Below are 23,477 nucleotides of genomic sequence, written 5' to 3'. Positions count from 1 at the left end.
CATCATCGCGCCTGCACAATCGGCGTGGAACACCGGTGTCCCACGCCAGCGATCCGACCGCTGGAGGAGCAGCGGCCGGCATCGAGGAAGATCCCAGACGCGTCTAGGAGTCGATATTCCCGTATTGTCGCCACTTGCCCTCGTGCGGGGCCCCACTCTTTGGGGTAGCACGCCTCCCTTCGGGGCGGCTTCCCGGCTTCCCGCCCATTCCAGGCATTCAACACACGTGCTGAACAGGACCAACATGAAAACACGGATCACCGAGATGCTCGGCATCGAATACCCCATCATCCAGGGCGGCATGATGTGGGTGGGGCGCGCTGAACTTTCTGCTGCCGTCTCCAATGCTGGCGGCCTTGGCATTCTCACCGCCTTGACCCAACCGACGCCGGAAGCGTTGGCCGATGAGATCGCGCGCTGCCGAACGATGACCGACAAACCATTCGGGGTGAACCTGACCATCCTCCCGAGCGCCAAACCGCCGCCCTACGAGGCGTATCTCGATGTGGTGCTCGACAGCGGGGTCAAGATTCTCGAAACCGCGGGCAACAACCCCAAGGCGTTCATTGCCAAAGCCAAGGCGCAGGGGGTGAAGATCATCCACAAGTGCACCGCCGTCCGCCACGCACTTTCGGCCGAGCGCAATGGTGTTGACGCGGTCAGCATCGATGGCTTCGAATGTGCCGGGCACCCCGGCGAAGACGGGATTGGCGGCCTGATCCTGTTCGCCATCGCCGCGAGCAAGTTGGGCATCCCGCTGATCGGGTCCGGCGGCATCGCCGACGGCCGCACCATGGCCGCCGCCATGGCGCTCGGCATGGAGGGCGTCAACATGGGCACCCGCTTCTGCGCCACCGTGGAAGCGCCGATCCACGACGCCATCAAACAGCGGCTGGTGACCGCCAGCGAGCGTGAGACCAACCTCATCTTCCGGACCCTGCGCAACACCGGACGCGTCTTGAAAACGGCGGTGTCGGACGAGGTTGTCGCCATCGAGAACCGACCGGGTGGCTGCGAGTTCCAGGACATCCAGCATCTCGTATCGGGCGCCAAGGGCCGCGAGGCGCTGGAGTCTGGCGATGAACAGAAAGGTCTGATCTGGGCGGGTCAGACCGTTGGCCTGATCAACGACATCCCCACCTGCGCCGAATTGATCGACCGCATGGTACGCGAGTGCCGCGAACACCTGGAGACGGCGCGCGCGCGTACCGCCTGAGGCCGACAGCCCGGTCGACTGTACGTCGACCGGGCGCGAGCTCAGTTGGCCAAGGCCGACGCCGGCACCACGGGCAACACCACGCTGGAGGGGTGCTCGGCATCACTGAGGATGGTCATTGCGCCCAGCACACCCGGGAGCAGGTCGGGCAAGGGCGGCAGGCCATGGGGAATGTCGCTGGGGCCCACCGAGATGCGCAGCCGATGGCCCTCGGCAATCATCGCGCTGGTGGGGAAGATCTCGACCTGCAGCAGCATCGGCTCGCCCGGCGTCACCGGCAATCGGCTGTCGGCCGTGAACGGGTGCCAAGGCTGGATCATCTCGCCGTCGAGCGTGCGAGAGCGGCTGGCGTCGATTGCACGGAAGCTGGCGGTGAGCAGGCCATTGCTGAGCGCCTTGGCGGTACCGTCCGGCGCGACATCACTGAGGCGCACGCTGACGCCGGCGTTCATCGCGGTGGTGCTGATCCAGAGATCCGCCTGCACCGGGCCGTTGAGGTAGTACGACGCCGTCATCGGCGCGGTGTCGTAGCGGGCGTCCAACAGGGTGGCGAGGTTGTCGTTCTCGAAACAGGGCAGCGGGATCAGGCCCACCGCCCCCGCCGTCCACTGCGCCGTGCTCGCCGAGCAGATGCCGGTTGCCGGCTGCTGCAACACCACATTGCCGCCCTCTTCGGCGGCCGGCGTGTCCGTCGTCAATGATTGGTCGCCCCGCAGATACAGGCGTTCGGCGCGGGCCTGCGGATGCGGCCAGTCCGGGGCGGTGACGAAACGGTCGTGCCCATAGACGTACTGGGTCACGGTGGGCAGGGCCTCGGCGCCCACCGGCAACCCCTTCACATACTGGTCGAACCACTGCAGGGCGACCTGGTCCAGCAGCGGCACACCGTCGGCCGGCAGGCCGCTGCCGAATGCCGCCTCGATATGGTTCCAGGGGCCCATCAGCAGCTTGGCGGTGGTGTGCGTCTTGAGCGCCTCATACAGCAACGGCTCGCCGCGCTGGAAGATATCCATGTTGCCGCCGACGATGAACGTCGGCACCTGGACGCTATCAGCCTGCTCAATGGGTGAGCGCACGCGCCAGAAATCACCATCGAAGGCGGTGTCGGGGTCGCCGGTCACCGCACGCAGGATGGTCGGCACCTGGAAGTTGGTGACGGCGCCCAGCAGGCGGTCGAGTGTCTGCTGCAGACCGGTCGCCGGGTCCAGCACCAGGTTGGGATCGAGTACGCCGAGCCCGGTGACCAACCCCAGCCACAGGGGGATGAAGCCGACGTTGGTCTGACCACCGGTGAAGACGATGTCACGGTAGCCGTCGGCCAACGGCACGATGGGAAAGAGGGCCTTGATCGCCGGATGTCCCTGGGCCGCGGTCAAGGTGGCGGTGATGCCGAGCAGCGACACACCGTACAGCCCGATATTGCCGTCACAGAAGGGCTGCGACACCACCCAGTCGACAATCGGCCGGTAGTCGCCCTGCTCGATCTCACCGAAGGCCTCCCACTGGCCGTCGGAGGCGCCGGTGCCACGGACGTCGACCACGACATGGGCATAGCCGTGGGCCAGGAAGGTCGGGTTGCCACCGCCCAACGCGGGGACGAAATCACCCACCGCCTTGTTGTAGCCGGTGAGGGTGAGGATGGTGGGTAACGGTCCGGACGCAGCAACGCCATCACTGTCGGCCGGCAACACCACGGTGACGGCCAGTTCGGTACCGTCGTCCATCGTCATGGATTCACGGCGCGACACCGTGCCCGGCCACGCCGCCTCCGGCGCATAGTCGGACCATCCCGTGGTGTCTGCCGCCACGGCCGGGGCCATCTGGGCGGTCTTGGCGCGGGTGCCCAGATCGGACCACCCGGACGTGCCCCCCTGCCCGAAATCAAGCCCATCGCCGCCGCAGGCGCTCAGCAGCAGGGGGGTCAGCAGGAAGAGCGCGGAAAGGCCGCGCAGGCGCGCGGTCGGAATGGTCTTCTTCATTGGATGGGCTCCAGACACCGATGCGGCATCATAGGGTGAACCCCACCTGCGAGCACTGCTCGCTGGCGTGGCGAACGCCCGGACATGGATGTCCGGGCCGGGGTGGATTAGCGGAGCGACGGTTCGCCACGATGGCCAGTGCCAAGGTGTATTCGCGGCACGACAGCCGTTTTGCGAGCACCGTTCGTCGAGTAGGCTCACCCTACGTCGCGCCAAAGCCCCCTGTCATCGCGAGGGGCGTAGCCCCGCGGCGATCTCGTCCGGGTGGCACTGCTTTGGCGACGAGATTGCCGCGCCGCCTGCGGCGGCTCGCAATGACATTTGTTTTGTTGTGGACGACGGGACGCCGTCGACACGCTCTCGTATTTCGGTTGCAGCGGTTTCGCCCTACACCCGCTCAAACACCACCGCAATCCCCTGCCCGCCGCCGATACACATGGTGGCCAGTGCGTAGCGCCCCCCGGTGCGGTGCAGTTCGTAAATGGCCTTGGTGGCGATGATGACGCCGGTCGCGCCCACCGGGTGACCCAGTGAAATGCCGGAGCCGTTGACGTTGACCTTGGCGGGATCGAATCCGAGTTCCTTGCTGACGGCGCAGGCCTGGGCGGCGAAGGCCTCGTTGGACTCGATCACGTCGAGATCGGCCACGGTCAGACCGGCGCGCTTGAGCACGGCCTGGGTTGCCGGCACCGGGCCGATGCCCATGATCTCCGGCGACACGCCGGCATGGGCGTAGGCGACGACGCGGGCCATGGGCTTCAGCCCACCTGCCTGCACCGCACCGGCGGTGGCCAGTACCATCGCGGCGGCGCCGTCGTTGATGCCGGAGGCATTGCCAGCGGTCACCAGGCCTTCCTTCTTGAACACCGGCTTCATCTTGGCGAGCTGTTCGGGGGTCACGTCCCCGCGCACGTGCTCGTCCACCTCAAACACCACCGTACCCTTGCGAGTGGTGATCTCCACCGGCACGATCTGCTCCTTGAAGCGCCCTTCGGCAATCGCGCGTGCGGCGCGGCGCTGGCTCTCGACCGCCAGCGCGTCCTGCATCTCGCGGGTAATGCCATAACGCTCGGCGACGTTTTCCGCGGTCACACCCATGTGGATGCGCTGGAACGGGTCATGCAGCACGCCGGTGGTGTAGTCGAGCATCTGGCTGTCGCCCATGCGCGCGCCCCAGCGGGCCGAGGGCACCAGGTAGGGCCCACGACTCATCGACTCGGCGCCGGCGGCCAGGCCGATCTCGGCGTCCCCGAGCATCAGGCTCTGGGCGACCGACACGATCGCCTGCAGACCCGAACCACACAGGCGATTGACGTTGAAGGCGGGCGTTTCCTTGGGAATGCCGGCCTGCATCGCCGCCACCCGGCCCAGGTAGGCATCGCGCGGCTCGGTGGGGATCACCGTGCCCATGGCGACATGGCCCACCTGATCGGGCGTCACGCCAGCGCGCGACATCGCCTCGCGAATCGGGGTGGTGGCGAGTTCGGCCAGCGGCACATCCTTGAGACCGCCGCCAAAACTGCCGATGGCGGTACGTGCTGCGCCGACGACGAAAAGTTCCTGTGTGTTGCTCATAGCCAATACCTCGTCAAAAGGGAATCTTCAGTTCTCACATGTTGCGGCGATAGCGCCCGCCGACGTCATAGAGCGTATGGGTGATCTGCCCCAGTGAGCAGTGCCGCACCGCGTCCATCAACACCTCGAAGGTGTTGCCGTCGTTCATCACGGTGTCGCGCAGGCGGCTGAGGACGGCCTCCGCCGGCTCGGCGTTGCGGGCCTGGAACTCGCCCAGACGCTTGAGCTGGGACTGCTTCTCGTCATCAGTGGAGCGCGCCAGTTCGATCTCGAACGCCCCGTCATCGCCTTTCGGGTTGCGGAAGGTGTTGACGCCGATCAGCGGCAGCGAACCATCATGTTTTTTGTGCTCGTAGTGCATCGACTCTTCCTGAATCTTGCCACGCTGGTAGCCGGTCTCCATGGCGCCCAGCACGCCGCCACGGTTGGCGATGGCCTCGAACTCCTTGAGCACGGCCTCCTCCACCAGATCGGTCAGCTCGTCGATGATGAAGCTGCCCTGCAGGGGATTCTCGTTCTTCGCCAGCCCGAACTCGCGGTTGATGATGAGCTGGATCGCCATGGCACGCCGCACCGATTCCTCGGTAGGGGTGGTGATCGCCTCGTCATAGGCGTTGGTGTGCAGGCTGTTGCAGTTGTCGTAGATGGCCAGCAAGGCCTGCAGCGTGGTGCGGATATCGTTGAACGACATCTCCTGCGCGTGCAGTGATCGGCCCGAGGTCTGGACGTGGTACTTCAGTTTCTGGCTGCGTTCGTTGCCGCCGTACTTGTGCTTCATCGCCACCGCCCAGATGCGGCGGGCGACGCGGCCGATCACCGAGTACTCCGGGTCCATGCCGTTGCTGAAGAAGAAGCTCAGGTTGGGCGCGAAGTCGTCGATGTGCATGCCGCGCGCCAGATAGCTCTCGACATAGGTGAAGCCGTTGGAGAGGGTGAACGCGAGCTGGCTGATCGGGTTCGCCCCGGCCTCGGCAATGTGGTATCCGGAGATCGACACCGAGTAGAAGTTGCGCACCTTGTGTTCGACAAAATACTGCTGGATGTCGCCCATCATCTTCAGCGCGAACTCGGTGCTGAAAATGCAGGTGTTCTGGCCCTGGTCCTCCTTGAGAATGTCGGCCTGCACGGTACCGCGCACCGTCGACAGCGCGTAGGCGCGCAGCTGGGCATGCTCTTCGGCATCCGGGGCGCGACCATTCTTCTCGGCGAACTGTTCGACCTGCTGGTCGATGGCGGTGTTCATGAACATCGCCAGGATCATCGGCGCCGGGCCATTGATGGTCATCGACACCGAGGTGGTCGGCGCACAGAGGTCGAACCCGGAGTACAGCACCTTCATGTCATCGAGCGTGCAGATCGACACCCCGGAGTTGCCGATCTTGCCGTAGATGTCCGGCCGCAGCGCCGGGTCCCATCCGTATAGCGTGACCGAGTCGAACGCGGTGGACAGACGGTGCGCCGGCATCCCTTCGGACACCCGCTTGAAGCGGCGGTTGGTACGGAAGGCATCGCCCTCGCCGGCGAACATGCGGGTGGGGTCTTCCCCTTCACGCTTGAACGGGAACACGCCGGCGGTGAACGGGAAATACCCCGGCAGGTTCTCCTTCATCAGGAACCGCAACAGCTCGCCCGGATCCTCGAAACGCGGCAGCGACACCTTGCGGATCTTGCTGCCCGACAACGAGGTGGTGGTGAGGACGGTGCGGATTTCCTTGTCGCGGATCTTCACCACATGGGCATCACCCGAATACTGGTCGACCACCGTGCGCCAGTCATTGAGCAGGCGCCGCGGGCCGGGCAGCAGTTCGCCGTCCTTGGTCTGCTCCAGGGCTTCAAGGCTTGCCCCCGCCGGGTCATCCCCGAGCAGGCGGCGGCTGATGGCCAAGGCCTCACGTTCCCGCACCACGCGGCACTGCTGTTCGATGGTCTGGTGATAGTCGCGCACCTCGCCGGCAATCTCGGCGAGGTAACGAACGCGGTCAGGCGGCACCACCGCGCGACGGATGGTCGAGGCCTTCACCGTCACCGTCGCCAGGGTCGACGGCGCGGCATCGAACCCCTTCGCCACCAGCGCCGGCAGAATGGCCTGGTACAGGGCAGTGACACCGTCGTCATTGAAGCGTGAGGCCATGGTGCCGAACACCGGCATCGCCTCGGGGGATTCCATGAACCGCTCGCGGTTGCGCTGGTACTGCTTGCGCACGTCGCGCAGCGCATCCTCGGCGCCCTTGCGGTCGAACTTGTTGAGGGCGATGAAGTCGGCGAAGTCGAGCATGTCGATCTTCTCCAACTGACTGGCGGCGCCGAATTCCGGCGTCATCACGTACAGCGAGACATCGACGAACGGCACGATGGCGGCATCGCCCTGACCGATGCCGGAAGTTTCGACGACGATCAGGTCGAAGCCCGACAGGCGGCAGGCTGCCATCACGTCCGGCAGCGCCGCCGACAGTTCGCTGCCGGTGTCGCGGGTGGCCAGCGAACGCATGTAGATGTTTTCGTGCTCGATGGCATTCATGCGGATGCGGTCGCCCAGCAGGGCGCCGCCGGTGCGCTTGCGCGAGGGGTCGATGGAGATGATCGCCACCCGCGGCTTGTCGGCCTGATCCAGCCGCAGGCGCAACACCAGTTCGTCGGTCAACGACGACTTGCCGGCGCCCCCGGTGCCGGTGATCCCCAGACTGGGCACCGCGACATCGGCAGCGGCATCGCGGATCGCCTGCCGCTCGGCATCGGAATACGCACCGTTCTCGATGGCACTGATCACCCGTGCCAGCTGCCGACGGTCACCCGATTTCAGCGCCTCGACGGCCTGATCGGCCTTGGGCGCCAGTGCGCAGATGTCATAGTCGGCACCGCGCACGACGTCGTCGATCATGCCCTGCAGACCCAATGTGGCGCCGTCTTCGGGCGAATACAGCCGGGTCACGCCGTAGTCCATCAGCGCCTTGATCTCGGACGGCACGATGACCCCGCCACCGCCGCCGTAGATCTTGATGTTGTCGCCGCCGTTCTCGCGCAGCAAATCCACCATGTATTGGAGAAACTCGACATGCCCCCCCTGGTAGGAGGTGATGGCGATGGCCTGGGCATCCTCCTGCAGCGCAGCGTTGACGATCTCGCCCACCGAGCGGTTGTGCCCGAGGTGAATCACCTCGGCTCCGGAGGCCTGGAGGATGCGCCGCATGATGTTGATCGAGGCGTCATGGCCATCGAACAGCGAGGTCGCGGTCACCAGACGGACCTTGTGGTTCGCCTTGTAGGGCTGCGGCTTGGTGATGGCGGCGGGATTGTTCATGCCGGGCTCCGGGGTGGTGGGCGGGCCCCTCGCAGGGGCAACCGCGAATTTTAGGCGGATCGGCGCCCCCGGCCGATGCCCGAATCGCTTGTGACGGGTGACCGATTTTGCCATTGTGGCCATCCTCCTGTCCGGTGGTCGCGCCGTGGAACGAGACAGTGTTGCCGTTGCCTTCGTCCGAGAAGCCCTGGAGGGGGTTCGTGCGCGCGGGGGTGATGCCGATGGCCTGCTGCGCGCCGCAGGCATCGATCCCGGGCTGCTGGCCAGCGACGGCGGCCGGGTCAGCGCAAGCGCGTTCGGCCGGCTCTGGCTGGGGGTGGCCGAGGCGCTCGATGACGAGTTCTTCGGTCAGGACAGCGGCCGCATGAAAGTCGGCAGCTTCGCCACACTGTGCCACCTCTGCATTCATGCCCGCACCCTGGAAACCGCGCTGATCCGCGCCTGTCGGCTGCTCAACCTGCTGCTCGACGACGTGCAGGTGCGCCTCGAAGTGGTGGGGGATTTCGCCCAGGTCACGGTCCGCGATCGGGGGGTCGCACCGCGGGTGTTCGCCCATGAGACGCTGTTCATCCTGCTGCAGGGCCTGATCAGCTGGCTGGTGGATCGCCGGGTGGTGATGCTGCGCGCGCACTTTGCCTATCCCGCCCCCGCCTGGGCCGACGAGTACCCGCGCATCTACGCCCGCGACATTGTTTTCAATCGGGCGCCGACCTGCTTCCGCTTTGCCGCGGACGACCTGCGGGCGCCGGTGGTGCAGACCGAACGCACGGCGCGTGAGTTCCTGCGTGGCGCGCCGGCCAATTTCATCGTCAAGTATCGCAACCCGCGCAGCCTCGCTGCCCACGTACGCCGCGCGCTCAAGCATGGTCCCCGTGGCTTTGCGCTGGGGTTCGAGGATTTCGCTGCCGAGCTTGCCCTGAGCCCGTCGACCCTGCGGCGTCGACTCGACGCCGAGGGCACCTCGTTCCGATTGATCAAGGACGGTCTGCGCCGCGACCTCGCCATTCGGCTGCTGCGCCAGTCCTCGCGCGGTATCCCCGATATCGCGGCGGCACTCGGGTTTGCCGAGCCCAGTGCCTTCCACCGTGCGTTCCAGAAGTGGACCGGCACCTCGCCCGGCGCCTTTCGCGACCGCCGCGACACCGCAGCGCTTGTGTGAATTTTTTGTGACACCGGGCGGTCGCCTCTAGGCAAGGCCGGCACCCGGGCGCATCCTCGACCCCTGCTGCCACAACCCGTATGCAGGGGGTGGCTGCGCCTGCTGCCGGGGACACCGATGAACACCAAGACGCCACAGGCGAACGACGTCCTGACCTACTGGTTCGGCGACGACCGTGACGCCGATCCGCGACGGGTCGCGGAAATCTACCGGGGCCGTTGGTTCGGCGCCGACACCGAGACCGATGCCGACATCCGCCAACGCTTCGGGGCGCTGCGCGAGCAGGCGCTGATGGGCGAGCTGCACAGCTGGGCGCACCAACCACTGGGACGGCTGGCGCTGATCCTGCTGGTCGACCAGTTTTCGCGCAATCTCTACCGTAATGACCGGCGGGCCTTCCTGCATGACCGGCTGGCGCTGGACTGGGCCGAGGGCGGCATCCTGCTCGGCATGGACCAGTCGCTGACGCCGCTGGAGCGCGTGTTCTTCTACCTGCCGCTCGAACACTCCGAACATCTGGACGACCAGCAGGAGTGCGTCGCATTGATGGCCCGGCTGATCGACCTGGTCCCGACCGCACAGCAGGCGCTGTTTCGCGACTTTCACGACTATGCCCGTCGGCATCTGGAGATCGTCGCCCAGTTCGGCCGTTTTCCCCACCGAAACGGGGCCTTGGGGCGTGATCCGACGCCGGCCGAGAACCACTTCCTGCGCCAGCCGGGCAGTTCGTTCTAGGACAGAGATCCACCGGACCGGCAAGACGGTCGGGATCGGCCCCCCAGTGTAGAGTGCACCTGCCTCCGGTTACGGCGCCGCTGCGGTGGTGAACCGCCACAGTCGCGGCCGCTGCAGTGGCCGCCCGAGACTGTCGCGCACCCGGGTGGTGACCACCACCGTGTATTCGTGGTCCGGCTCGAGCGGCTGGTCAAAGCCATAGCTGAGACCGTGAGCGCCATCACCGCGATAACCGAAGCGATTGGCGCCGCCGGGGACGATGGCGCCGGTCTCGTCGAACACCACGATGGCGCCGGGCGCCTCGGTGGAGGCCCGGTCCACCGCACCACTGAGGAAAGCGATGACGCTGTGCTCGGCCGTGAGCCCGAAGGGGACATCGGCGGCGCCGTGATGCGGGTGGAGGCCGACCACCCGCGGCCCGCGGGCCGCCTCCAGACCATTGGCCAGCTTGTTCCATAGATGCAGGTAGTAGCCGCTGATCATGTCGCTGGTGTGGAGCACACCGCCCTGCCCGGTGAAGTAGTTGGCACTGGCCCAGGGCATGTGCTGGCTGACCCGCGGCATCTCGATGGCGGCACCGGCACGCTCGGCCAGCACCAAAGTGCGAGTCGCCAGTGCGGTGCGTTGCACGGCAAACGCGGTCACTGCGGGGTCGTTGCGACCGGTTCGGGCATAGGCATCCACCAGGACCGAGTCGGGCGGAAATTCCAGGTAGGGGATCTGTAGCCACAGGTCATGTTCGAAGATCGCCATCACGTCCATGGCGTACTCGATGCTGTTGAGCGACAGGGGATCGAAGGCCTGCGCCAGCGCCTCGAACGGGGCATCGCCGATCAGCCCGCGCAGCAGCTGACCGGCGCTGGTGTCGGCGCCGGGCGGAAAGCTGTCGAGAAGGTTGGCGGGGCTGTTGCCGATGTGTTCCCCACGCTCCCGGACGACCGGCTCGAACAGGGCATCCCACACCTCATCGCCCATGCCATGGGCGGCCACCCCCATGGCAAATGCCACCAGGCTGCCGCAATCATCACTGCGGCGGATATCGGCCAGTGGCACCTCCACCTGTTGCAGGTTGACCAGGAAGTCGAGGGTACCGCCGATCAGCGGCAGCGGATTGTCCGCACCCACCGCGGTCGCGCAGCCGCGCTCATGCAGCAGCTGCATCAGCGGGTTGACGAAGTATTCCCAGTGGGCGTTCTCCGCCACATCGCGGTCTTCCGGGAACAGGGCGCCGGTGGCATAGCCGCCGTCCGGGTACATCGCGCCTGCCAGCAGGGCCGGACGATGCTGGTCGAGAATGCGCTTGAGCGGGTGTGCGGTCGGCAAGTGCTGACGGGCGTAATCGGCCATCAAGGCGTGCACCACCATGCCGGCGGCATGCACGGGGAGACAGGCAGCCAACAGGGCGGCTGTGACGACGACGCGGACAGACTTCATGGCTGGGCTCACAGGGCTTCCGCCTTGGCCCGCAGCGCCTGTTCGCGTTCGAACAGCTGGCGGGCTTCGGCATAAGGATCGGGGGTGGGGGCAGGACTGGGGGAGGGCGTCGGGCTCGGGCTCGGACTGGGTGATGCCGAGGGCACGGGCGTCGGGGTTGGGGTTGGGTCCGGCGTCGGCGCAGGCGTCGAGGTTGGGGTTGGTGTTGGGGTTGGGGTGGGTGTGGGCGCGACGGTCGGCACCACCGACAACGACGTCGATCCGTCGCCACCGCAGGCGGTGAGGGTCAGGCACAGCAACAAGGCGGATCGTCTCATCGGAACGATGGCGTTGGGGACAGCCCGATAGCCTACCGCCCCCAGATGACGCCGCAACGGCAAATTCAGCCCGCCCCCGACAACCTCCGCATGCAGCTTGACGGCGCCGGCACAGCCATGATGATGACGACCATGAACACCGTCCCCCGCTGCACCCTCGACCAGCTGCTCGACCGCCTCAAGCCGGGCATGACCGTTTACGTCCCCGGCGTCTCCGGCGAGAGCCTGCCGTTCTACGAGGCGCTGAAGGCGCGGCCGGAGGCCGCGGCCGGTGTGCGTTTCGTCGGCATGCACTTTCCCGGCATCAATCGCAACGACTACCTCGGCCTGCACCCCGAAGCCCGCCAGCGCAACTACGTGATGAGCCAGGGTCTGCGCGCCGGGCTCGCCGATGGCCGCGCCGAGTTGCTGCCGCTGGACCACCCGTCGAGCTATCGCGACCTGCTGGAAAACGTCGAGATCGACCTGGCGTTGGCGCAGCTGACACCGCCCGATGCCAGCGGCAGCTGCAGCCTCGGGCTGGCGTACGACTTCCTGCCGGCGGTGTGGGCCAAAGCCAAGGTACGGGTGGCGCATTTCAATCCGCGCCTGCCGCGCACCCGGGGCAGCTTCTCGGTACGGGCCGGCGACATCGATGCCGCCTTCGAGATGGACGCCGACCTGCTGCCCTATGACGCCGGTCAGCCGGATGACGGCTTGCGCGCCCACGCGCTACGGGTGGCCGAACTGGTGCGCGATGGCGACACCCTGGAGTTCGGCATCGGCAAGCTGCAGACCGGTATTCTCGATGCGCTGCGTGGGCACCGCGGGCTGAAGGTGTGGTCGGGCATGGTGTCGCCGGCGCTGATCGGGCTGCTCGATGCGGGCGCGGTGCAGGGACGCGGCAGCGTCGATGCCGGCGTGGCCCTGGGCGATGCCGACTTCTATCGCCGCATCGACGGTGATGACAGCTTCTTCTTTCGCCCCGTGGCGGAAACCCACAACGCCCTGCGCATCGGCCAGATTCCCAACTTCTGCGCCATCAATTCGGCCGTGGAGGTCGACCTGTTCGGCCAGGTCAATGCCGACAGCCTCAAGGGTCGGCTGCTGGCCGGGGTTGGCGGGCTGCCCCCCTTCGTGAGCGGCGCCCTGCTGTCGCCTGGCGGACGGTCGATCATTGCGTTGTCGTCGGCCACCGACGACGGCCGCTTCACCCGCATCGTGCCAACTCTGGGCGCGCCTGGCTTGACCGCACTACCGCGCCACTGTGCGGATTACGTGGTGACCGAGCAGGGCACTGCCGCGCTGCGCGGGTTGGATGTGCACGGCCGCGCGAAGGCCTTGATCGCGATTGCGGCGCCGGGGCATCGGGAGGCGTTGGAGCGTGCATGGACGGAGATGGCTGCGCGGTTGTGAGCGGCGCGCGGGCTCAGTAACGACGCGTGCGTGCTGAGGTTCAGTCGCGGCTCAGCCCATGCCCTCGCGGGCCCAAGGTCGGTATCAGGGGCACCGCCCCGCGGCGATCTGGTCCGGGTGGTACTGCCATGGCAACGAGATTGCCGCGCCGCCTGCGGCGGCTCGCAATGACAATTGTTCTGATGTGGGCGATGCTTCGTCGAGACGGAATCTGGCACGGGTCTGCAACGGTTTCGCCCTGCTCACTAAGCAGCGAGACTTACCTCAAACGCCGCCTCGGTCTTCCCCTTCACTTCACCGAGACTGACACCGTCAGCCAACTCGATGAGCCGCGCCCCACCCCCCTTGCGATCAATCTCGAACACGGCGAGGTCGGTGATCAGCAGGTCGACCACGCCCTTGCCGGTGAGCGGCAGGCTGCATTCGGCCTTGAATTTGGAGGCACCGCTCTTGTCGCAGTGGTCCATCACCACCACCACCCGCTTGACCCCGGCGACCAGGTCCATGGCGCCGCCCATGCCCTTGATCATCTTGCCCGGCACCATCCAGTTGGCGAGATCCCCGTTGGCGGCCACTTCCATGCCGCCGAGAATCGACAGGTTGATGTGGCCGCCGCGGATCATGCCGAAGCTGTCGGCACTGGAGAAGTAGCTGGTCTGCGGCAGATCGGTGATGGTCTGCTTGCCGGCGTTGATGAGGTCGGCATCCTCCTCGCCCTCATACGGGAAAGGCCCCATGCCGAGCATGCCGTTCTCGCTTTGCAGCGTCACCGTCATGCCGGCGGGAATCATGTTCGCCACCAGGGTGGGAATGCCGATGCCGAGGTTCACGTAGAAGCCGTCGCGCAATTCCTTGGCGGCGCGTGCCGCCATCTGGTCTCGGGTCCAGGCCATGCTTACTGCTCCCGCGGGCGCGTCGTGCGCCGCTCGATGTGTTTGACGTAGTCGGTGCCCTGCACGATGCGATCGACAAAGATGCCGGGCGTGTGAATCTGGTCGGGGTCGAAGCTGCCGACCGGGACGATCTCTTCCACCTCGACCACGGTGACCTTGCCGGCGGTGGCGATCATCGGATTGAAGTTGCGGGCGGTCTTACGGTAGATCAGGTTGCCTTCGGTGTCCGCCTTCCAGGCCTTCACCAGCGACAGGTCCGCCACCAGGCCGGTTTCCATCACGTACCACTCGCCGTTGAACTGGCGGGTCTCCTTGCCCTCGGCCACCTTGGTGCCGTAGCCAGTACGGGTGTAGAAGGCGGGAATGCCGGCACCGCCGGCGCGGATGCGCTCGGCCAGCGTGCCCTGCGGATTGAACTCGATCTCCACCTCGCCGCTCATGAAGCGCGATTCGAGAATCTTGTTTTCGCCGACGTAGCTGGCCAGCACCTTGCGGATCTGGTTGTTGGCCAGCACCAACCACATGCCGTGCTCGTCGCAGCCGACGTTGTTGCCGATGACGGTCAGGTCTTTCGCCCCGGAATCGCGCAGGGCGAGAATCAGATGCTCGGGGATGCCACAGAGACCGAAGCCACCGGACATCACGGTCATGCCGTCGAAGGTCAGGCCGGCCAGCGCGGTCCGCGCATCGGGGTACACCTTGTTGCTCATCGGGTCAGGCTCCTTCGAGGCCGGCGCTGCGCAGCGTATTGCGCGCGCTCTTGAGATGCGGGATGTCGATCATCTTGCCGTCCAGCGCGACCGCACCGGCGCCGCCGGCGAAGGCGGCGATCACCCGCCGGGCATGGGCCACCTCGTCGTCGCTGGGGGTGAAGGCATCATTGATGATCGCCACCTGGTCGGGGTGGATCGCCACCTTGCCGGTGAAACCGTCGTGGCGCGCCTGCTGGCAGTTGGTGCGGCAACCCTCGGCATCGCGGAAATCGACGTAGACCGTGTCGATGGCCTCGATTTCCAGCGCGTGGCAGGCCAACAGACACTGCGCCCGCGCGTAGACATAGGTGTCGCGCCAGGCGCCATCGGCGTGTCGGGGGCTGCCGGCACCGAGGGCCGCGCTGAGGTCTTCGGCGCCCCACAACATGCCGCGCAGACGTGGATGCGGCCGGTGCAGCAGCTCACCCATGCGCAGCACCGCTGCCGGGGTTTCGGTGCAGACCGCGAGGATGCCGAGCGGGGTGTCGGCCTCGCGCTGGGCATCCAGCAGGTCCAGATAATGGCTGACGCGAGTCAGGTCTTCGGGGCCACGGATCTTCGGCAGCATGATGCCGGCGATCGGCAGGCCGGCCAGGGCCACCAGGTCCTTGAGAATCTCGCCGGACTCGAGGTCGTTCACCCGGACCCACAGTTCGCTGGGGCCGCGGTAACCGCGCACGTACTCGGCCACCATCTGGCGGCCCACCGGCTTGCGGTCCGGCAGCACGGCGTCTTCAAGGTCAATGGTGAGCCGCCCGGCGGCAATGCCCTCGGCCTTGGCCAGCTTGCGCTCGCTGTCGGCGGGGACGAATAGCAGTGATTTCATGTCGGAACCGTGGTCAGGCGAATCAGCGGGCCCTGAAGGCCCGAGGCGCGCCAGCATGCCGCGGTTGCCGCCGCCGCTCCTCGTCCCCCTGCGGTAGTCTGCAGGCGGGCGAGAAGTGTACTGGATTCAGTTCCGTTATCCGGGTGTGCTCTGGCAGCTGAAGTGTCGGGTCCGTCACCATGTCGAAAGCCGCAAACGGCGCAAGTCCGGATGGGCTGGATCGACCCGCGCTCAGCGACTGCGCGACCAAGCGCCTTGACGATCGCCCAGCCGATTACCGGCAATCCGGTGGCGGCGGCGCTTACCCCCAGCAGATCAAGCGGCCCGTCCACGGCCCGTGCACCGACCAAGCCGGGGAGGCCTGGCCGAACAGCCACAATGGGACCCGGAGGATAATCCTGCGCCGCTGCGGTGCGGTCTTCACCGTACCGGCGCCGCTCAAGCCGGGACCTGTGGCACAACCACGGCATCGTCGCGCAGGGCACGGCGCCGCCGTCGGCGCCAACGCTTCAGGCCGCTGATCCACACCGCAATGATGATCAGGTCGAGCACAGCCCAGACCGCCGTAGTCGCCGAAATGCAGCGGTCGCGACAGCGCCAGTGCCTTCATGTCCCCGGGCATCTCGCAGAGACCTTCGAAGTGGCCGTCCGCGGCCCGCACCAGCACCGGGGTGATCAGGTGCTCGGTCAGCGGCGTGCGGCCGTGCAGGAAGATCGCGTCATGCTCCGGCGTCGAATAGGCACTGCCGGGGAATGCGACGACCTGCAGCTGCCGGTCGGGGGCCAAGATGGCAAGGCCGAACACAAATGAGAACATATCTCATTAGATGGACGCTCGAGCATTAACCGCGGACGCTGGAACGTTCACGCGGGTAGCCGTAGAAGCCTAGTATCAGTGTCTCAATGTAGCGATCAGGATCGCCTTCGATGACACCGTGCCTGCCGATACCGAACGCCGCTCGCGGCACCCGTGGTGGCGGCCAATGACCCCGGCCGGGATCCCGGTGGTGGTCGACGACGCGGCCGACGCCGGCGAGCGCCATCGCTTTTCGGACCAGTTGCGCGCGCACGACGTCGCACTGACGCCGCTGACCATCGACACGCTGCAGGTCAACCTGACCACGCTGTGCAACCAGGCGTGCCGCCACTGCCATGTCGACGCCTCGCCGGCACGCACCGACGCCCTGTCGCGAGACGGCATCGAGCGGGTGGTGGCCCTGCTGGCGGCGCACCCGCAGATCCGCACCCTGGACCTGACCGGCGGTGCGCCCGAGCTGCATCCGGATTTCGACGCCTTGGTCGAACGGGTGGCGGCACTGCAGCGGAAAATCATCGTCCGCCACAACCTGACGGTGAGCGATGACGGCAACCCACAGACCGGTGAAAGCAAGGCCTATCTGCCGGAATTCTTCGCCCGGCACCGCGTCGAGGTGGTCTGCTCGCTGCCGTACTACCAGGCCTTCTTCACCGACAAACAGCGCGGCAATGGCGTTTTCGACAAGAGCATCGCCGGCCTGCAGCGTCTCAACGCGCTGGGCTATGGTGTCGACGATTCGGGGCTGATGCTCACGCTAGTCTACAACCCCGCCGGGCCCTACCTGCCCGCCGCACAGGCCGTGCTCGAAGCGGACTACAAACGCGAGCTGAAGACGCGTTTCGGCATCGTCTTCAACCAGCTGTTCACGATCACCAACATGCCGATCAATCGCTTCGCGCTGCACCTGCGAAAGTCGGGCCAATACGCCGCTTACATGGACAAGCTGGTGCAGGCCTTCAACCCGACCGCAGCCGGCCAGGTGATGTGCCGTACCATGATCAGCGTTGGCGCCGACGGCAGGCTCTACGACTGCGACTTCAACCAACAGTTGGGGATGGCGATCCGCGACGGCGCGCGACCCCTGACGATTTTCGATTTCGATCCGGAGGCGCTGGAGCGCCGCGACATCCGGGTCGGCAACCACTGCTTTGGCTGCACCGCCGGCGCCGGGTCTTCCTGCGGCGGCGCCACCACCTGAACGGAGGCCGCAGATGCGCCTTCCGACCCCCCGCCGCGCGCGCCCGTGCCGGCCCCTGAGCGAGCCGACACCCTCATGATCAAACGCCTTCTGCTGCTGACGTTGATCGTCGGCGCCATCGCCGCTTTCTTCGCCTTTGATCTGGGCCGCTTCCTGTCGCTGGAGGCGCTGCAGGATCGTCGCAGCCTGTTGATCGACTATCGCGATGCACAGCCGCTACTGCTCACCGCGGCGTTCTTCGGGGTTTATGTGCTGGTCACGGCGCTGTCGATTCCGGGCGCGGTGGTGCTGACGCTGGCGGCTGGCGCGATCTTCGGGGTGATCTGGGGCACGGTGCTGGTCTCGTTCGCCTCGACGCTGGGCGCCACCGGCGCCTTCCTGTTTGCCCGCTACCTGTTCCGGGGCGGCATCGAACGCCGCTACGGCGAGCGCCTCAAGGCGATCAACGCCGGCATCACCCGTGACGGTCCGTTCTACCTGTTCACCCTGCGGCTGGTCCCGGTGTTTCCATTCTTCCTGATCAACCTGCTGCTGGGGTTGACGCAGATGCGGGTCTGGACCTTCTTCTGGGTCAGTCAGCTCGGCATGCTCGCCGGCACGTTGGTGTACGTGAATGCCGGCACCCAGCTGGCACAGTTGACCTCACTCGGCGGCATCCTGTCGCCGGGCCTGATCGGCGCCTTCGTGCTGCTCGGCGTGTTTCCGCTGATCACGCGCAAGCTGGTCGATGGCGTCAAAGCGCGACGCGTCTATGCCCCCTACCGCCGCCCGGCGCGGTTCGACCGCAACCTGATCGTCATCGGCGGCGGTAGTGGTGGTCTGGTCAGCGCCTACATCGGCGCAGCGGTGAAAGCCAAGGTCACGCTGATCGAGAAGCACCGGATGGGCGGCGACTGCCTGAACACCGGTTGCGTACCGTCGAAGGCGCTGATCCGGTCCGCCAAGTTCGCCAGCCACCTGCGCCGCGCCGACGAGTTCGGATTCGACGCCGTATCGGGCACGCCCGACTTCGCCAAGGTGATGGACCGGGTACAGGCCGTGGTCCGCGCCATCGAGCCGCACGACTCGGTCGAGCGCTACACCGGGCTGGGGGTGGAGGTGCTCGAAGGGACCGGACGACTGATCGACCCCTGGACCGTCGAGATCGCCCTCCATGACGGCAGCCGTCAACGGCTGACCGCGCGCACCATCGTCATCGCCGCCGGGGCCGAACCCTTCGTGCCGCCGATCCCCGGCCTTGCCGAGGCCGGCTATCTGACCTCGGACACCCTCTGGCAGCTGCGTGAACGGCCGCAACGGCTGGTGGTGCTGGGCGGCGGACCAATCGGCTCGGAGCTGGCGCAGGCATTCGCCCGCCTCGGTTCGACTGTCACCCAGGTCGAGATGCAGCCGCGCCTGCTGCAGCGCGAGGACCCGGAGGTGTCGGAGGCGGTGCGACGCCGCTTTGTCGCCGAGGGCATCGACGTCCGCGTCGGCACCACGGCCACCGTCGTGGTCGTCGACAATGGCGAAAAGGTGCTGCTCTGTGACCAGGACGGCCAGCCCGTACGCATCGCCTTCGACCAGATCATCGTCGCCGTCGGCCGCGCCGCCCGGCTCACCGGCTACGGCCTCGACACGCTGGGGATCAAGACCACCGGCCGGCTTGAGGTCAATGATTTCCTGCAGACCCGCTTCCCCAACATCTACGCCGTCGGCGATGTCGCCGGCCCCTACCAGTTCACCCACACCGCGGCGCACATGGCCTGGTATGCGGCGGTCAACGGCCTGTTCGAACCGCTATTGGCGCTGCGCGGCGGCAAGTTCAAGGTCGACTACTCGGTGATTCCCTGGGCCACCTTCACCGAGCCGGAGGTTGCGCGTGTCGGGCTCAACGAAACCGATGCCCGGGCGCAGGGCATCGCCTATGAAGTCACCACCTTCGACCTCGCCGAGCTCGACCGGGCGATCGCCGACGGCGAAGCCCACGGCATGATCAAGGTACTGACGGTGCCCGGCAAGGACCGCATTCTCGGTGTCACCATCGTCGGCGAACATGCCGGCGACCTGATTGCCGAATATGTGCTGGCGATGCGCCACGGCCTCGGGCTCAACAAACTGCTCGGCACCATCCACATCTACCCGACGCTGGCCGAGGCCAACAAATATGCCGCCGGGGCGTGGAAGCAGGCCCACAAGCCCGAAGCGCTGCTCCGCCTGGTGGCGCGGTTCCATACCTGGCGCCGGCGCTGAGCACCGGGCGGCAATGCCTCAGCGACGGTCCGCTGGTGGTCGAGCGGCCGCGGCACTCGCGCGCCGAAACGGTTGCAGCAACATCCGGTCGAGGCGCAGTTCGGCCGGATCCCGGAACTGCTCGATGCCGATGGTCATGCCGGCATGGCCGGCCTGTGGCTGGGCCCGGTAGGTGCCGAACAGGCGATCCCACCACGGCAGATTGAAGCCGAAGTTGCTGTTGGTCTCGGCGGGCAGTACCGAGTGGTGCACGCGGTGCATGTCCGGCGTCACCACGACCCAGCGCAGCACGCGATCGATCGATCGCGGCAACCGCACATTGCCGTGATTGAACATCGAGGTGGCATTCAGGACAACCTCGAAAACCAGCACAGCGACCACCGGTGCGCCCAGGGCCGCGACAGCGCCGAGCTTGATCAGCATCGACAGCAGAATTTCGAATGGATGGAACCGGGCCCCGGTCGTGACATCGAACTCGAGGTCGGCGTGGTGCATGCGATGCAGCCGCCACAGCGTCGGCACCGCATGGAACAGCACGTGCTGGAAGTAGATGACCAGATCCAGCGCCACCACCGCCAACACCATCATCGCCCACGACGGCAGCCCCAGCGCCGGCAACAGCCCCCAGCCACCGGCCTCCGCCAGTTGCGCAACCCCGATCGCTGCGACCGGAAATGCGACACGCACCAGCAGCGTATCGATCACCACAATCCCCAGATTGGCGGGCCAGCGCCGTCGCCGCGGAACCGCCTGCGGGCGGCGTGCCGCCAGCCGTTCCCACAGGGCCATCACGACAAAGATGCCGGCAAACACGGTGAGCCGTATCGCGGGCTCATTCGGCAACAGGGAATCGGACATCATCGCGGGCTCGGCGGTCACGGGGCGCAGTCACCGGACACCTTCTTCTGCCGCCGCCATCCGGCGGCGCTCGGTGATCACCGGCAGATCATAGCGCTGACGCCGGAACCGGTCGCGTCGTATCAGTTCCGGGCTCGTAGCCGCACCGTGGCCGCGCACGCCAGCAGACCGAGCGCGACGATCGTCAACGGAATGGTGCTGGCCCCGATCAGGTAGCCGATGGCGCCAAGGGCATCGGCGTCGCCCAGTTGGGTGGTGCCCGCGGACAGGCCGCGGTTGGCCGACAGGTTGGCGCAATGAAAGAACACCGTATTGCCCCAGCCGGTGTAGACCATGCCCCACACCACCCAGCGTTGGGCGCGGATGCCGGGGAGGACCGGCACCAGCGCGAGGCCGGCGATGATCATCAGCATGCCGTTCATCACCCCCGCCACATGGGCGACGCGCCAGCCGTGTTCGCTGCCGGGAATGTCACCGGCGTAGGGCAGCGTCACGGGCCAGACATGCAGGGCATCAAGGATGGAAAACACCAGGCCGAAGCCGGAGAGCAAGCCAATGACGGCAATGACGGCGCCTTGCTGAATCAATCGTAGCCGCCCCTGCCGGGCGGTGGCGAGCAGCCTGTCAGGGTCGGTCATGGCGCTACTCCGGCGCCCGCGTGAACAATGCCTTGTAGGCAATCACACCCATCAGAATCATCACGCCGACAACGCCGATGTAGAACAGGCCGAAGGCGATGTTGTTGGTCAGCGAATCGCTGGCCGCCAGCCCGCGGCTGTCCGGAAACAACGGATCGAAGACGGAGGCGACGACAATCGACCAGGCCACAACCAACATGCCATGCACTGCACGCCGGACACCGACCACGCCGAACGGCAGGTGCTGCAGCACGGCCGCGAGAATCCAGAGGATGGCACCGTTGACGATGGCTTCCATGTGCGCCATGCGCCACGCGTCGTAGCTGCCGGGCAACTGGTAGTCGACGCGACCGGGGAAGGGCCAGAGGCTGATTTCGCCCATGAGAAAGAACAGGAAGCCGAAGCCGATGACGCCGCCGACCAGGATCATCAAGGCGCCATGGCCGATCAACAGGCGCCGCATCGGCGAGAGCGCCGCTGCCGGCGTCACGGACGCGCCCCGGACAGCGGTGGCACCGCATCAAACGGCACCGGAAGCGTCTTGCTGTGGGTATCGACCATCGGCACGTACCCCGGTGGTGCGTGCTGATACGCCGCAATCCAGTCGTACACCCACTGCGGCTCCTGTTCGCGTCGCGGGGTATGGCCCGGCATCGCTGCCCGCAGCAGGTACGGCGCCACCGTGCGGACAAAACTGGCGAGGTGACGCAACAGGCGCAGCCGCGACCGCCACTGATACCACCGTCCATCCTTCCGGAGGATGAGCTTGTAGCCCCGCATGGAGGCAAACATGACATCGAGTGCGCCGTGGAACACACCGACCGCCCGCGCCAGATACGCGCCGGCACCGCCGCCGCAGACATCCTGGTAGACGTCGTACGCCACGCATTTGTGCTCGGCCTCTTCGACAAAGTGCCAAAGAATGAAGGAGGCGACACGGCTGTCGCTGCCGCCGAACAGCCGGACCCGGTGGTTGATGAGCCAGCGGGTCACGCCCATGGTCATCGCCTCGAAGCCCGCCGTGTAGGCCAGACGCGTGCGCAGCGATTTGGTCCCCAGCCGCTGATAGGCGGCCTGCATGCGCGCTTCCAGCGCCGCCAGTTCGGGATAGCCGCGTGCCTTGATCAGCTCGTTGAAACGACGATGCGCCTGATAGTGAAACTGTTCCTGGGTATTGAATGCACGCGCGGCTTCGTGCACTCGCGGGTCGGCGATCCGCGGCATCGCCTCCCGCACGGTGCGGATCAGGAACGGCTCCAGATACGGCATGGTCAGCGAGGCGCCGTTGACCATGGCACAGAACTCGGGATCGCCCGGCTTCCAGCACGGGTCCAGGTCGTCAGGAAAGCTGAATGCGATCTGCCGCGGGATCGGCAGGGGCTCGTGGGTCGTGTCAGCCATGGTGGCGCACCTCCTCGGGGGTTGCGGCAGACTGCGGCTCGCCGGCGCGGAAGTGATCCACACCGGCGCGCAGCACACCGATCAGCGCAGGCACCAGCGCTGCGGTATTGCGGCCCATCTCGAACTGTCCCGCCACCTGCAGCGAGACCAGTCCGTGCGCGGCCGTCCAGAACAGGTGGCTCGCCGTCAGCGGGTCGAGGTGGGTGGGCATGCTGCCAGCCGCCTGCCCCGCCGTAATCACCCGGGTACAGACGTCGAGTGCATCGTGCTTGGCGGCCCGCAGTTCCAGCGATCGATGGGTCGCACTGGGGTCGTCCACCCGGAAGAACATCAGGGCGTAGCGATCGGGCTGGGCGATGCCCGCATCGATGTAGGCCGCCGCCAGCGCCTCCAGCTGCGCCTCCGGATCGTCAATATCGGCAATGGCGTCGAGCATGACCCCCTCGATCCAGCGGTAGGCCCGGGCCCGCATCGCATTGATCAGCGCTTCCTTGTTGGCGAAGTAGCGATAGGGCGCCGAGTAGCTCAGCGACAACTGCGCCGCGAGCTTGCGGAAGCTCAGCGCGTCCATGCCGCCGCCGTTCTCAAACACCGCCATCGCGGCATCCACAATCTCCTCGCGCTTGCGGTCGCGGACGGTTTCGGTGGTTTTTTTACGGGCCATGCGGAATGTTGACAGTGTTAACGTAACAGTGTCAACAACTGCGAACGGCGGTGCCCGTCTGGATCCAGTGTGCGCGGTGGTTCTGCGTGC

The 23,477-nt window shown here is 66.5% G+C and carries 20 protein-coding genes; 7 read left to right on the top strand and 13 right to left on the bottom strand.

What is annotated here, in order from left to right:
* Nucleotides 1-244: 244 nt before the first annotated feature.
* Complete coding sequence (locus JN531_RS06685; RefSeq protein WP_228348083.1) at nt 245-1,216, top strand: NAD(P)H-dependent flavin oxidoreductase; 972 nt, start codon at nt 245-247, stop codon at nt 1,214-1,216.
* 41 nt (nt 1,217-1,257) lie between these two features.
* On the opposite strand, the gene JN531_RS06680 is transcribed toward JN531_RS06685, so the two are convergent.
* From JN531_RS06680 to icmF, 3 genes are all read right to left on the bottom strand, one after another.
* Nucleotides 1,258-3,195: a CocE/NonD family hydrolase gene (locus JN531_RS06680; protein ID WP_228348082.1), complete on the bottom strand. Its 1,938-nt coding sequence runs from the start codon at nt 3,193-3,195 to the stop codon at nt 1,258-1,260.
* A gap of 387 nt (nt 3,196-3,582) precedes the next feature.
* Entirely contained in the window at nt 3,583-4,770 is a 1,188-nt protein-coding gene (locus tag JN531_RS06675; protein WP_228348081.1) for an acetyl-CoA C-acyltransferase family protein, read from the bottom strand.
* Nucleotides 4,771-4,804: 34 nt separating this feature from the next.
* Complete coding sequence (icmF, locus tag JN531_RS06670; RefSeq protein WP_228348080.1) at nt 4,805-8,068, bottom strand: fused isobutyryl-CoA mutase/GTPase IcmF; 3,264 nt, start codon at nt 8,066-8,068, stop codon at nt 4,805-4,807.
* A 145-nt stretch (nt 8,069-8,213) separates the two neighbouring features.
* On the opposite strand from icmF, the gene JN531_RS06665 reads away from it, so the two are divergent.
* Complete coding sequence (locus tag JN531_RS06665; RefSeq protein ID WP_239795355.1) at nt 8,214-9,227, top strand: AraC family transcriptional regulator; 1,014 nt, start codon at nt 8,214-8,216, stop codon at nt 9,225-9,227.
* Between the two features lie 117 nt (nt 9,228-9,344).
* Nucleotides 9,345-9,962, top strand: coding sequence for a DUF924 family protein (locus JN531_RS06660; RefSeq protein ID WP_228348078.1), 618 nt, complete (start codon nt 9,345-9,347; stop codon nt 9,960-9,962).
* 69 nt (nt 9,963-10,031) lie between these two features.
* Here JN531_RS06660 and JN531_RS06655 read toward each other — a convergent pair whose 3' ends face one another.
* On the bottom strand, nt 10,032-11,396 hold the full coding sequence (locus JN531_RS06655; protein ID WP_228348077.1) for an Ig-like domain-containing protein: 1,365 nt from the start codon (nt 11,394-11,396) through the stop codon (nt 10,032-10,034).
* An 84-nt stretch (nt 11,397-11,480) separates the two neighbouring features.
* On the opposite strand from JN531_RS06655, the gene JN531_RS06650 reads away from it, so the two are divergent.
* Complete coding sequence (locus JN531_RS06650; protein WP_228348076.1) at nt 11,481-11,744, top strand: hypothetical protein; 264 nt, start codon at nt 11,481-11,483, stop codon at nt 11,742-11,744.
* A 101-nt stretch (nt 11,745-11,845) separates the two neighbouring features.
* Nucleotides 11,846-13,108, top strand: coding sequence for an acetyl-CoA hydrolase/transferase family protein (locus JN531_RS06645; protein ID WP_228348075.1), 1,263 nt, complete (start codon nt 11,846-11,848; stop codon nt 13,106-13,108).
* Between the two features lie 245 nt (nt 13,109-13,353).
* Here JN531_RS06645 and JN531_RS06640 read toward each other — a convergent pair whose 3' ends face one another.
* The 4 genes from JN531_RS06640 to JN531_RS06625 form a co-directional block, all read right to left on the bottom strand.
* Nucleotides 13,354-14,001, bottom strand: coding sequence for a 3-oxoacid CoA-transferase subunit B (locus JN531_RS06640; protein WP_228348074.1), 648 nt, complete (start codon nt 13,999-14,001; stop codon nt 13,354-13,356).
* Nucleotides 14,002-14,003: 2 nt separating this feature from the next.
* Nucleotides 14,004-14,711: a CoA transferase subunit A gene (locus tag JN531_RS06635; RefSeq protein ID WP_228348073.1), complete on the bottom strand. Its 708-nt coding sequence runs from the start codon at nt 14,709-14,711 to the stop codon at nt 14,004-14,006.
* Between the two features lie 4 nt (nt 14,712-14,715).
* Nucleotides 14,716-15,579 carry an HpcH/HpaI aldolase/citrate lyase family protein gene (locus tag JN531_RS06630; protein WP_228348072.1) on the bottom strand — a complete coding sequence of 288 codons (864 nt, stop codon included), beginning with the start codon at nt 15,577-15,579 and terminating at the stop codon, nt 14,716-14,718.
* 301 nt (nt 15,580-15,880) lie between these two features.
* Nucleotides 15,881-16,396 (bottom strand): hypothetical protein, encoded by a 516-nt coding sequence (locus JN531_RS06625; protein ID WP_228348071.1) that lies wholly within the window; start codon nt 16,394-16,396, stop codon nt 15,881-15,883.
* A 166-nt stretch (nt 16,397-16,562) separates the two neighbouring features.
* Between JN531_RS06625 and arsS the strand changes: the two genes are divergently transcribed.
* Both arsS and JN531_RS06615 read left to right on the top strand, forming a co-directional pair.
* Entirely contained in the window at nt 16,563-17,594 is a 1,032-nt protein-coding gene (gene arsS / locus JN531_RS06620) for an arsenosugar biosynthesis radical SAM (seleno)protein ArsS (protein ID WP_228348070.1), read from the top strand.
* A 75-nt stretch (nt 17,595-17,669) separates the two neighbouring features.
* Entirely contained in the window at nt 17,670-19,826 is a 2,157-nt protein-coding gene (locus tag JN531_RS06615) for a dihydrolipoyl dehydrogenase family protein (protein WP_228348069.1), read from the top strand.
* 18 nt (nt 19,827-19,844) lie between these two features.
* Here JN531_RS06615 and JN531_RS06610 read toward each other — a convergent pair whose 3' ends face one another.
* From JN531_RS06610 to JN531_RS06590, 5 genes are all read right to left on the bottom strand, one after another.
* Nucleotides 19,845-20,684 carry a sterol desaturase family protein gene (locus tag JN531_RS06610; RefSeq protein WP_366522421.1) on the bottom strand — a complete coding sequence of 280 codons (840 nt, stop codon included), beginning with the start codon at nt 20,682-20,684 and terminating at the stop codon, nt 19,845-19,847.
* Nucleotides 20,685-20,806: 122 nt separating this feature from the next.
* Nucleotides 20,807-21,322, bottom strand: a complete 516-nt coding sequence (locus tag JN531_RS06605; protein ID WP_228348067.1) for a styrene oxide isomerase — start codon at nt 21,320-21,322, stop codon at nt 20,807-20,809.
* Between the two features lie 4 nt (nt 21,323-21,326).
* Nucleotides 21,327-21,812 carry a styrene oxide isomerase gene (locus JN531_RS06600; protein WP_228348066.1) on the bottom strand — a complete coding sequence of 162 codons (486 nt, stop codon included), beginning with the start codon at nt 21,810-21,812 and terminating at the stop codon, nt 21,327-21,329.
* Nucleotides 21,809-22,723: a metal-dependent hydrolase gene (locus JN531_RS06595; protein WP_228348065.1), complete on the bottom strand. Its 915-nt coding sequence runs from the start codon at nt 22,721-22,723 to the stop codon at nt 21,809-21,811. Before JN531_RS06595 ends, JN531_RS06600 begins: the two co-directional genes overlap by 4 nt.
* Nucleotides 22,716-23,387: a TetR/AcrR family transcriptional regulator gene (locus JN531_RS06590; protein WP_228348064.1), complete on the bottom strand. Its 672-nt coding sequence runs from the start codon at nt 23,385-23,387 to the stop codon at nt 22,716-22,718. The genes JN531_RS06595 and JN531_RS06590 overlap by 8 nt, the downstream gene beginning before the upstream one ends.
* Between the last annotated feature and the right edge of the window lie 90 nt (nt 23,388-23,477).

The sequence above is a fragment of the Flagellatimonas centrodinii genome, assembly GCF_016918765.2.
Classification (GTDB): Bacteria; Pseudomonadota; Gammaproteobacteria; order Nevskiales; family Nevskiaceae; genus Polycyclovorans; species Polycyclovorans centrodinii.
This window is presented reverse-complemented; position numbering and strand designations above follow the sequence as displayed.